We start from the raw sequence: 11,288 nt of genomic DNA, 5'->3' as shown, positions 1-11,288 counted from the left end.
AAAGTGAAAGCAGGAAAAAGATGAGTGAATTTGATTTTTTAGAGGAACAAGGCGTCAGTGCGGCGCTTATTAAGGCGGCGGAAGAGTTTCGACAGGAATATGGTGTTTCAGAGGAAGCGAAGCACAGACGGATAAAACCGGCGCTGCCATTTTATGGGAAGGAAACATTGGAGATGGCCATGGCAGCGGTGCTGGAGCAGGAGAATCTGCTTCTGGCAGGACCGAAGGCTACGGGAAAGAATGTGCTGGCAGAGAATCTGGCATATATTTTCGGGAGACCGGTGTATAACGTGTCCTTCCATGTGAATACAAACAGCGGTGACCTGATTGGAACAGATACTTTCGTGGATAATCAGGTGAAGCTGCGTAAGGGAAGCATTTACCAGTGTGCTGAGGAAGGCGGATTCGGTATTCTGGATGAGATCAATATGGCGAAGAATGATGCGGTTTCTGTACTTCACGCCACATTGGATTACCGCCGGTCTATTGATGTGCCAGGATATGACAAAATAGACCTTCACCCGGCGGCAAGATTTATTGGAACCATGAATTACGGGTATGCCGGAACCAAGGAGCTGAATGAGGCTCTGGTTTCCCGTTTTCTGGTAATCGACATGCCGGCGCAGAATGAGGAAACGCTTGGTTTTATTTTCAACAGGATGTTCCCTGATGCAAAGAAAGAGGCTGTGGAGCAGTTTATGGGAGTATTTCTGGATCTGCAGCAGAAATCCATGAACAGTGAGATTTCCACAAAGCCACTGGATCTTCGCGGCCTGCTTGCTGCCATGAAGATCGTGCGTACCGGGCTTTCCCCATGGCAGGCGGTACGCATGGGCATTGTGAATAAAACATTTGATGTGTTTGAGAAGGAAATCGTGGAGGATGTGGTGCGAACCAGAATTCCACAGAGCTGGACACGGGAAGATGTTTATGAAGCACGATAAAGGAGAAGGGCTTTCACCGAAATTAGTTGATCTGGAAGATGCAGAGGAAAGCCGGGCTGACAGTGAAGAACTGAGCCTTCAGGATTATCAGCTAGAACTGGAAAATCGTATTCGAAATCTGCTGTGGACCATCAGTGGGGATTACACCCAGCAGATGAAGCCGGATATTTCCCTGTTTCGCAGGTCGAAGGATATTGCGCTTTATGATGGAATCAAGCAGGGGGCATTGGCAAAGTTTTTCGATAAAGACTTTCTTGGAATGTATCTGGTTAAGAAGATTTTTATGGGGGCAGATGAGGCAGCCCTTACCTTTGTCTCCCAGCTTTGCATTGAGGAAGCCATTGGAGACCGGATCTGTGAGCAGCGTCCGGGAATCTGGGAGATGCAGAGGAAAGCCTGCGAGGACATACTGGATCAGGAATATGAGACTATGCCGTCGGCAGCAGATAAGCTGGGCTATCTGAGAGTGAATCTGCTGAGAAGGCGGATTGACAGAGGGGAAAATGCGGATGCATCAAACAAAACTATAACAAATATAACGGAAAAAGAACAAAAAGATAGAAAATACAAAGGAATCCATCACTATATTGACTTGATTTCCAGCGCAGCAGAGACTACGGATACAATGTCTTTAATCCGCATCATAGACACAGTATACAATGAAGTCGCTGACCCCGACTTTTCCCAAAAGGCAACCCTTGAGCAGGTGCTTGCTGTCACTATGGAAGATCTGACGGAGTTTGACTGGCACGACTATCTTTCCGAAGAAATGTATGAGGATGCATTGGAAAGCTATATGGAGCAGCTTACCTCCAATGTGGCGGGTATGGAGAATGCGGATGTCACCCGGGAGATGGAAGAGGAACGGCAATCGAAACAGAAAATTACAGTTCTGCCTCCGGAGGCTTTGGAAAAAGCCCACACCTATGTGGAACTGAATTTTGGAAAAACTTATCTGAGCGAGCTGGAAGAGAAGCGGATGAACCAGCTGATGTGCCGTGACATTCACAGCGACTGCAGCCTGTATTTTACTGAGGGAATTCTGAAAAGTCCGGTAAAACGAAATTACCAGTATGAATATGCAAAAAGGTTGAAAAATAAGAATATCTGGCTTTATCATGACAAACACCGCATTGTGAAGCGGAATATCGCCCTTCTCACAGAAATGCTGAAAAAGTCACTGGTCATCAAAAGTGAAAATCAGGAGATTCTTTCAGACAGAGGAATGATTGTTCCATCAAGGCTGTGGCGGCTTGGAAGAAGCAGTGATGCACAGGTTTTTAGGCGGGAATTGAAGGGGGATTCTTCTGATTTTGTGGTGGATGTGCTGATCGATGCCAGTGGTTCCCAGATGAGCCGCCAGGGCGAGGTAGCGCTGCAGGCCTACATTATCAGCGAGGCACTTAGCAATGCAGAGCTGCCCCACAGAGTGATGAGCTACTGCACCTTCTGGGACTATACCATTCTCCACCGCTTCAGAGAATATGACGACCAAAGAAGTGCAAATGAAAATATATTTAACTATGTAACATCATCCAACAACCGTGACGGACTTGCCATCCGGGCAGCAGGATACGGCCTTCTGAACCGGGAGGAAGAGAAAAAGATTCTGATCATTCTCAGTGATGGACGTCCTTACGATGTTATTGTCAATCGTCCCAATGCGAAGAATCCGGCACCGTATCATGGGAAGTATGCAATTACCGACACTGCAGCCCAGATCCGTAAGCTGCGCAGCCAGGGAGTGAGCGTGCTGGGTGTTTTCGCCGGGGAAGAGAAAGATCTGGCGACGGAGAAGAAGATTTTTGGAAAGGATTTTGCATATATCCGGAATATTACCGGATTTTCCAAAATCGTTGGAAGATATCTTACAAAGCAATTGGAGGATGATGAATAAGAAAGCAGAATACGGAGGTAACGCCATGTTTCAAAATAACAAAAAAGCTGCCTTCCTGGATTATCTGATGATCATTGTTGGTACAGCCCTTATGGCAACTGCCATAAACAGTGTTTTCGATATGTCCGGTATGGTAACCGGAGGCTTTTCCGGTATTGCGATCCTGGTAAAAGAGTGGACAGAGGGAGTCGTGCCGGGAGGCATCCCACTGTGGATCACGAACTTAAGTCTGAATATCCCGCTGTTTCTGATTGGAATGAAGCTTAGTGGATTCCAGTTTGTGAAAAGGGCACTGGTGGGAGAAATCTGCCTGTCATTCTGGCTGGCGGTTCTTCCGGCATTTGACATTGCAGGAAATGATCTTTTGCTGGCAGCCGTTTATGGTGGTGTGATCCAGGGAATTGGAATCGGACTTGTGTTTCTTGGAAGAGGAACTACCGGGGGCACAGACATGATGGCGGCACTGCTTCAGCGGAAGCTCCGCCATTACTCCATTGCCCAGATTATGCAGTTTATTGACGGAGCCATTGTACTTGTAGGTATGTATGTGTTCGGTGTGCAGAAAGCACTTTATGCCATCATCGCCGTTTACCTTGTGACAAAGGTATCTGACAGCATGATCGAAGGTTTGAAATTTTCCAAACAGGCGTATATCATTACCAGCAAGCCTGACGAGATTTCCAGAGAAATTATGGACAAACTGGATCGCGGCGTGACCGGAATCCACGGAAAGGGAATGTACTCCGGCCAGGACAAGCTGCTTCTTTACTGCGTTGTGGGACGCAAGGAGATCGTGGCATTGAAAGAGCTGGTGGACCATATTGACCCAGATGCTTTTGTGATCGTGTCTGACGTGCGTGAAGTCCATGGTGAGGGATTTATTGAACGTAAGTAAAAAGGAAAACTTTACCAAAGCCTTTTGCGCACCGCAAAAAAAGGGGAAAATAGGGCTTGAAATTGGAGTGATATAGAAAAAGTTAAAAAAATATGCTGGAAATTTGTAAATTTTTTCTACTTTCCTCTTCCTTTTTTGGTGATTTTGTATTAAAATAGGTTCATGAATTTTTGGAATCAGTAGATTTTCCTAAGACTGTCTGAGGTTTTGTGCAATATTACAGATTTGAGACCGCGAATTTTGGCACTAATGGACAGCGATTCATGCCGGGTATACCGGCGAACATATAATGTTACTGCTCTCTTTGACAATGTTTTCACTATCCTGGAATACATTGACAGCTGTGAGACCAGTAGCCCTATAATTTACAAGAAGGGACGGAAGGGTAATGATATCAAATCAGGTACTGCAGAATACACTTGAGGGGCTCAGGGAGATATCCAGGACGGAGTTTTGCATTATTGACACAGATGGCAAGACACTGGCGTCCACCTACAGTGAATTTGAGATTCAGCCACAGGATATTCAGGCATTTGTGGAATCCCAGGCTGCCAGCCAGCTTGTGAAAGGTTATCAGTATTTCAAGGTCTGTGATGATTACCAGCTGGAATACATTCTGGTCGCCCACGGAGAAGATGAAGATACTTATATGGTAGGAAAGCTTGCCGCTTTCCAGATCCAGAGCCTGATCGTTGCATATAAGGAGCGTTTTGACAAGGACAGCTTCATTAAGAACCTGCTTCTTGATAACCTGCTTCTGGTAGATATTTATAATCGTGCGAAGAAGCTTCATATTGATGCTGATGTTCGACGGGTGGTTATGATCCTGGAGCTTGAGCAGGAGAGAGAGCACAGCTCCATGGAGAGCGTGAAGAGTCTGTTCGGCGGCAAGAGCAAGGACTTTATCACAGCTGTTGATGAGAAGAGCATTATCATTGTCAAGGAACTTGAGGAGAACGAAGGATACGAGGAGATGGACAAGCTTGCCCAGACCATCCTTGATACCTTAGGACTTGAGAAAGAGAATACTACACATATTGCATACGGAACTATCGTAAGCGAGCTGAAGGAAGTTTCCCGTTCCTACAAGGAAGCCAGAATGGCTCTTGATGTAGGCAAGATTTTCTCACCTGAGAAGGATGTTATTGCTTACAGCTCTCTTGGAATAGGCCGTCTGATCTATCAGCTTCCGATCCCGCTGTGCAAGATGTTCATTAAGGAGATCTTCGGCGGCAAGTCCCCGGATGATTTCGACGAGGAGACTCTGGTTACCATCGACAAGTTCTTTGAGAACAGCCTGAATGTATCCGAGACCTCCAGACAGCTTTACATTCACCGTAATACTCTGGTTTATCGTCTGGACAAGCTCCAGAAGAGCACCGGACTTGACCTTCGTGTATTCGAGGATGCGATCACATTCAAGATCGCGCTGATGGTTGTAAGATACATGAAGTATATGGAGACTCTGGAGTATTAAGTTTCATATTTGTAATTTCTGCGCCTGCTGCATTTGTTTGTGGCAGGCATTTTTCATCTTTGTGCTGGACTAGAGCCTGTTTGAAAAATCATTCCTGGACCTGCTTTGTGTTTCCTTTGTGAAATCTATTGCGTTCTTGGTTTTCTCTGGTATAATAAGGTACTGCAAAAAATAAGGTTGCATTTTTACCAGACATATATTACAATAATGTTACATAAAAATTAAGCAAACTGCTGAATTGAATTTTTACATGAAAAATTTAGGAGGATATCATGATTGATCTGATAGATGTGAGCAAGTCCTATGGACCGGGACTGCCGGCAGTGAATCACGCCAATCTCCATGTAGATAAAGGTGAATTCGTATTTATAGTAGGAAATAGCGGTTCCGGTAAATCCACGCTGATCAAACTGCTTTTGAAGGAACTGGATTCCACATCCGGTACGATTATCGTAAGCGGAGAGAAGCTTGAGGGAATGAAGCACCGCCGTGTGGCCAAATACCGCCGTAAGCTTGGCGTCGTATTCCAGGACTTCCGTCTTCTGAAGGACAGGGATGTGTATGAGAATGTAGCTTTTGCACAGCGTGTTGTGAACCGTCCCACCAGAGTTATCCGCAAGAGAGTTCCGGAGGTACTTCAGGAGGTTGGACTTGCAGGGAAATACAAGGCGTACCCGGACGAGCTGTCAGGTGGAGAGCAGCAGAGAGTTGCTCTTGCCAGAGCAATTGTAAACCGCCCGGATATCCTTCTTGCAGACGAGCCTACTGGTAATCTTGACCCGAAGACATCCGAGGAGATCATGAAGCTCCTTGAGGAGATCAACCAGCGTGGAACCACCGTTCTGGTAGTAACCCATAATAAAGAGATTGTCAATTCCATGAAGAAGCGTGTACTGACCATGCATAATGGAGTGATCATCAGCGACGAGAAAGAGGGAGAATATTATGAGGCCTAGTACCATCTGGTATACTCTGAAGCAGGGTATCAAGAATATCAAGAGAAATTTCATGTTTTCCATTGCTTCTATTATTACGATGGCAGCATGTATTTTTCTTTTCGGAATTTTCTTTTCCATTGTAAATAATGTGAATACGCTGGCGCATAAGGTTGAGGAAGATGTGCCGATCACAGTGCTTTTTAATGAAGGAACCACACAGGAGCAGATGGATGCAGTTGGAGAACTGATCAGGCAGCGCCCGGAGGTTTCCAAGATTGAGTTTGAGTCCGGTGATGAAGCCTGGGAGAAGATGAAGCAGGAATACTTCGGTGATGACTCTGAGGCAGCAGACGGTTTCAAGGATGATAACCCGCTGGCAAATTCATCCAACTACCGTGTGTACATGAATAACATTGAGAAACAGTCTGAGCTGGTTGCCTATATCAAGACACTGGATAATGTACGAGAGGTTAATCAGTCTGAGCAGGCTGCCAAGACTCTTGGTTCTATCAACCGTATTGTTTCCTATGTATCTGTGGCTGTGATCGTGATCCTGCTGCTGATCGCCATTTTCCTGATCAGTAATACTATTTCCGTTGGTATTACAGTTCGTAAGGACGAGATCGGAATTATGAAATATATTGGTGCTACTGATAGCTTTGTACGTGCACCGTTTCTTCTGGAGGGTATGATCCTGGGACTGATCGGTGCGGGAATTCCACTGATCATTTTGTATTTCTGTTACAATAATGTGGTAACCTATGTATATACCAAGTTCAGCGTACTTCTGGGTGTTGTAGATTTCATTCCGGTTGGACAGATCTACCAGACACTGGTTCCGGTGGCGCTGGCACTGGGAATTGGAATTGGTCTTGTGGGAAGCTTTATTACTACAAGAAAACACTTGAAGGTGTGAGAGTTCTGTTTTACAATAAGGGCGGTTATTCGCATTCCGCCAGAATATGAGAAGAGGATATGGGGGCTGCTGGAGAGATCTGGCAGTCCTTTTATATAAAGAGATAGAGAGGGTATTCAGGGCGGACGCATTTGGGCAAATGATATTCCACGCAAGTCGGTGCAACGCTCCGGCGAGCTAGCTGGTAACTGCGACTAAGACGCTCGGGAGAGCCCTCGCGTCTAAGTCTTCGTAACCATCGGATCTCACCTGCGCTAAGGGCGCACCTGAAATGACTTGCTTAGGAATATCAGTTGCCCAAATGCTGCTGGTTGGATAGAACTTGTATAGCGAAAATAAGGAGAAATATAGATGGCAGATAAACAATTTTTAAAGGGAGCCATAACTGGTGTGCTTTGCGTATCCCTGGTGCTGGGCGGGGGATATGTGGGGCTTCAGAAAGCGGGACGTGCGGGAAGTAATGTACTGTCGGATGTGGCAGTTACCCAGAAGATTAAGTATCTGGAAGATATTATAGATCAGAATTATCTGGAAGATGTGGATGAGGATTCGCTGAAGGAGGGGATTTATACCGGGCTTCTTTATGGGCTGGGGGATCCGTATTCCAGATATTATACGGAGGAAGAATACGAGGAGGAGATGAGAGACACCGAGGGCTCTTACTCTGGAATCGGCGTGAGCATTACCCAAAATACGGAGGGTGGTATTCTGGTGGTGGATTGTTATGAGGGCAGTCCGGCAGATGAGGCCGGGCTGAAGGCGAATGATGTGATCACGGCTGTGAACGGAACGGATGTAACGGAAATGACGCCTGCTGAGGTCTCAAAGATGATACGGGAAAAGGAGGACGGTACTTCTATTCTGACCGTTTATCACCAGGAGGCAGATGAACCGGAAGAAATAACAGTGACTTTGAGCGATGTGGAGCTGCCCACTGTTTCTTATGAAATGCTGGAGGATTCTATAGGGTATTTGCGAATTACAGAGTTTACCATGGTGACACCCCAGCAGTTTGAGGATGCTTACAAAGATCTTCAGGCAAAAGGCATGGAGAAGCTGATCGTGGATCTTCGTGACAATCCAGGTGGGGTGCTTTCTTCTGTGTGCGATGTGCTGCGCCAGATTCTGCCCGAAGGACTGATCGTGTATACAGAGGACAAATATGGGGAAAAACAGGAGATGAAGTGTGACGGAGACACCCCGATCGACATTCCGCTGGCAGTGCTGGTAAATGAGAACAGCGCCAGTGCATCGGAGATTTTTGCCGGAGCTGTGAAGGATTATGAGATTGGAACGATTGTGGGAACCACCACTTATGGAAAGGGAATCGTTCAGAGCATCTGCCAGCTCTCTGATGGAAGTGCGGTGAAGCTGACTACGGCGAAATATTTTACCCCCAAGGGCAATGATATCCACAAGGTGGGAATCACACCGGATGTGGAGGTAAAACTGGATGCCAGCCTTTTGAACCGGACGGATTATACCCATGACGAGGATAATCAGCTTCAGGCCGCAATAGAGGCGGTTTCTCGTTGACAAAACCACTATGTTGGATTAGAATGGTAAAAGGATTTTTGCAAAATAACGCGCCTGATCTGCGCGATAAACAGGCAGATCATCTGACGGTTATTTTGTTGACAGGCAATAGCTGTGGAAGTATTAAACAGTTATGACAGGCAATAGCTGTGAAGGTATTAAACAGTTATGACAGGCAATAACTGTGAAGGAATTGAACAGTTATGACAGGCACAATAAATGTGGAGGAACCATCAATGAAACACAATTTTAAGAAAATCGAGCCGAAATGGCAGAAAAAGTGGGAAGAGCAGCAGGCATTTAAAGCTGTTGACGGAAGTGATAAACCGAAATTCTACGGCCTTGTAGAGTTCCCATACCCAAGTGGTGCGGGAATGCACGTCGGACATATTAAGGCATATTCCAGTATCGAGGTACTTTCCAGAAAGAGAAGAATGCAGGGATACAATGTACTGTTCCCCATCGGATTCGATGCATTCGGACTTCCTACTGAGAATTATGCGATTAAGACGAATACACATCCTCGTGAGATCACAGACCAGAACATTGCGAAATTCACCAATCAGCTGAAGAGTGTTGGATTCTCCTTTGACTGGAGCCGTGTGATCGATACCACGCAGGAAGATTTCTATAAATGGACCCAGTGGATTTTCCTGAAAATGTTTGAGAACGGACTTGTTTTCCGTGATAAGACATTAGTTAACTATTGCCCATCCTGTAAGGTTGTTCTTTCCAATGAGGATAGTCAGGGCGGCAAATGCGATATCTGCCACAGCGACGTTATCCAGAAGTCCAAGGATGTCTGGTATTTAAGAATCACCCAGTATGCAGACAAGCTTCTTGAGGGACTGGAGGATGTGGACTATCCGGCGAACATCAAGCAGCAGCAGGTAAACTGGATCGGTAAATCCACAGGTGCTTTCGTAAACTTCTCAGTTGACGGAATTGATGAGACCCTGCAGATTTACACCACCAGACCAGATACCCTGTTCGGTGTAACCTTCATGGTTATCGCACCGGAGCATCCGCTGATCGACAAGTATGCTGACCGCATCACAAACATGGATGCGATCAAGGCTTACCGTGAAGAGTGTGCGAAGAAGACTGAGTTCGAGAGAACCCAGCTTGTAAAAGAGAAAACAGGTGTATGCATCCAGGGACTTGAAGGCGTAAATCCTGTAAATGGCAAGAAGATCCCGATCTACATTGCAGACTATGTAATGATGGGATATGGTACCGGCGCGATCATGGCGGTACCGGCACATGACCAGAGAGACTATGATTTCGCCAAGAAATTTGGTATTGACATTATCCAGGTTATCAAGGGCGGTGATATTGAGAAAGAAGCCTACACAGGTGACGGCGAGATGATCAACTCCGATTTCCTGAATGGCTATACAAATAAGAAGGATTCCATCAAGCGCATGCTGGAAGAGCTTGAGAAGAAGGGCATTGGTAAAGCTGGTGTTCAGTATAAGATGAAAGACTGGGCATTCAACCGTCAGAGATACTGGGGCGAGCCAATCCCGATTGTTCATTGTCCGAAGTGCGGTGACGTAGCGGTTCCATATGAGGAGCTTCCGCTTCGTCTGCCGAAGATCAAGGATTTCCAGCCAGGTGAGGACGGACAGTCTCCACTTGCAAAGATCGATTCCTTCGTAAACTGCAAATGCCCGAAATGCGGCGGCGATGCCAAGAGAGAGACTGATACCATGCCACAGTGGGCTGGATCTTCCTGGTATTTCCTTCGTTATGTGGATCCACACAATACAGAAGCTCTTGCAGACCGCAAGAAGATGGAATACTGGATGCCGGTTGACTGGTACAACGGCGGTATGGAGCATGTAACCAGACATATGATCTACTCCAGATTCTGGCATCATTTCCTGTATGACATGGGAATTGTCAATACTCCGGAGCCATATGCGAAACGTTCTGCACAGGGTATGATCCTTGGCTCAGACGGTGACAAGATGAGTAAATCCAAGGGCAACGTTGTTGACCCGCTTGACATTGTAAATGAGTATGGTGCAGATGCACTTCGTACTTACGTTCTCTTCATGGGTGACTACGGCGCAGCTGCTCCGTGGAACGACAGCTCCGTAAGAGGCTGCAAGCGTTTCCTTGAGAGAGTTGCAGGACTGACCGATATTATGACAGAGGAGCCGGCAGCCAAGGATATGGAGGTTAAGATCCATAAGGCAATCAAGAAGGTATCCTCCGATATTGAGGCTATGAAATTCAACACTGCAATTGCCTGCCTGATGACTCTGATCAATGAGATTTATGCAGTTGGCAAGATCAGCAAGAATGACCTTGTAATCTTCATCAAGCTCCTTTGCCCGTTTGCACCTCATCTTTGCGAGGAAATCTGGGAGACCATCGGCGGAGAAGGCTTACTTTCCCTTTCCCAGTGGCCGGAGTACGAGGAGAGCAAGACTGTAGAAGCATCCGTAGAGATTGGTGTCCAGGTCAACGGAAAAGTCCGTGGAACCATCGTAATCCCCAACGGCTGCGCGAAAGAGGAAGCTCTTGAGCTGGCTAAGAAGGACGAGAGAGTTGCTTCCTTCTTGGAAGGAAAGACCCTTGTAAAAGAGATTTATGTACCGAATAAGATTGTAAACTTTGTTGCGAAATAAAGATTACTGGAATAGAGAAACTCCCTGTCAGGAAGCTGGCGGGGAG

8 protein-coding genes are annotated in these 11,288 nt (G+C 46.4%); all 8 read left to right on the top strand.

Features of this window, described 5'->3' with window-relative positions; all coding sequences use genetic code 11:
- The first annotated feature begins 20 nt into the window (after positions 1–20).
- The 8 genes from AB5618_RS05465 to leuS all read left to right on the top strand — a co-directional run bounded on the left by AB5618_RS05465 (position 21) and on the right by leuS (position 11,242).
- Positions 21–944, top strand: a complete 924-nt coding sequence (locus AB5618_RS05465) for an AAA family ATPase (RefSeq protein WP_148463245.1) — start codon at positions 21–23, stop codon at positions 942–944.
- Positions 931–2,841, top strand: coding sequence for a nitric oxide reductase activation protein (locus AB5618_RS05460; protein WP_243271328.1), 1,911 nt, complete (start codon positions 931–933; stop codon positions 2,839–2,841). The genes AB5618_RS05465 and AB5618_RS05460 overlap by 14 nt, the downstream gene beginning before the upstream one ends.
- 25 nt (positions 2,842–2,866) lie before the next feature.
- On the top strand, positions 2,867–3,736 hold the full coding sequence (locus AB5618_RS05455) for a YitT family protein (RefSeq protein WP_148463244.1): 870 nt from the start codon (positions 2,867–2,869) through the stop codon (positions 3,734–3,736).
- Positions 3,737–4,124: 388 nt separating this feature from the next.
- Complete coding sequence (locus AB5618_RS05450) at positions 4,125–5,213, top strand: CdaR family transcriptional regulator (RefSeq protein ID WP_173716296.1); 1,089 nt, start codon at positions 4,125–4,127, stop codon at positions 5,211–5,213.
- Between the two features lie 272 nt (positions 5,214–5,485).
- Positions 5,486–6,169 (top strand): cell division ATP-binding protein FtsE, encoded by a 684-nt coding sequence (gene ftsE / locus AB5618_RS05445; protein WP_118578359.1) that lies wholly within the window; start codon positions 5,486–5,488, stop codon positions 6,167–6,169.
- Complete coding sequence (ftsX, locus tag AB5618_RS05440; protein WP_148463242.1) at positions 6,159–7,067, top strand: permease-like cell division protein FtsX; 909 nt, start codon at positions 6,159–6,161, stop codon at positions 7,065–7,067. The genes ftsE and ftsX overlap by 11 nt, the downstream gene beginning before the upstream one ends.
- 351 nt (positions 7,068–7,418) lie before the next feature.
- Entirely contained in the window at positions 7,419–8,603 is a 1,185-nt protein-coding gene (locus tag AB5618_RS05435; protein ID WP_368366569.1) for a S41 family peptidase, read from the top strand.
- Positions 8,604–8,839: 236 nt separating this feature from the next.
- Positions 8,840–11,242 (top strand): leucine--tRNA ligase, encoded by a 2,403-nt coding sequence (leuS, locus tag AB5618_RS05430; protein WP_173773489.1) that lies wholly within the window; start codon positions 8,840–8,842, stop codon positions 11,240–11,242.
- Positions 11,243–11,288 lie beyond the last annotated feature (46 nt).

Origin of the sequence: Ruminococcus sp. J1101004sp1_RTP21198st1_B9_RTP21198_201120 (genome assembly GCF_040924245.1) — a bacterium.
Lineage (GTDB): Bacteria > Bacillota > Clostridia > Lachnospirales > Lachnospiraceae > Blautia_A > Blautia_A faecis.
Note: the sequence above shows the minus strand (reverse complement) of the source record. Positions and strands in the feature narration are given on the sequence as shown.

Excerpts from the sequence above, each read along its gene's own strand:
- AB5618_RS05460 (WP_243271328.1), top strand. The coding sequence starts at position 931 with ATGAAGCACGATAAAGGAGAAGGGCTTTCACCGAAATTAGTTGATCTG.
- ftsE (WP_118578359.1), top strand. The coding sequence starts at position 5,486 with ATGATTGATCTGATAGATGTGAGCAAGTCCTATGGACCGGGACTGCCG.
- AB5618_RS05465 (WP_148463245.1), top strand. The coding sequence starts at position 21 with ATGAGTGAATTTGATTTTTTAGAGGAACAAGGCGTCAGTGCGGCGCTT.
- leuS (WP_173773489.1), top strand. The coding sequence starts at position 8,840 with ATGAAACACAATTTTAAGAAAATCGAGCCGAAATGGCAGAAAAAGTGG.
- AB5618_RS05455 (WP_148463244.1), top strand. The coding sequence starts at position 2,867 with ATGTTTCAAAATAACAAAAAAGCTGCCTTCCTGGATTATCTGATGATC.
- AB5618_RS05450 (WP_173716296.1), top strand. The coding sequence starts at position 4,125 with ATGATATCAAATCAGGTACTGCAGAATACACTTGAGGGGCTCAGGGAG.
- AB5618_RS05435 (WP_368366569.1), top strand. The coding sequence starts at position 7,419 with ATGGCAGATAAACAATTTTTAAAGGGAGCCATAACTGGTGTGCTTTGC.
- ftsX (WP_148463242.1), top strand. The coding sequence starts at position 6,159 with ATGAGGCCTAGTACCATCTGGTATACTCTGAAGCAGGGTATCAAGAAT.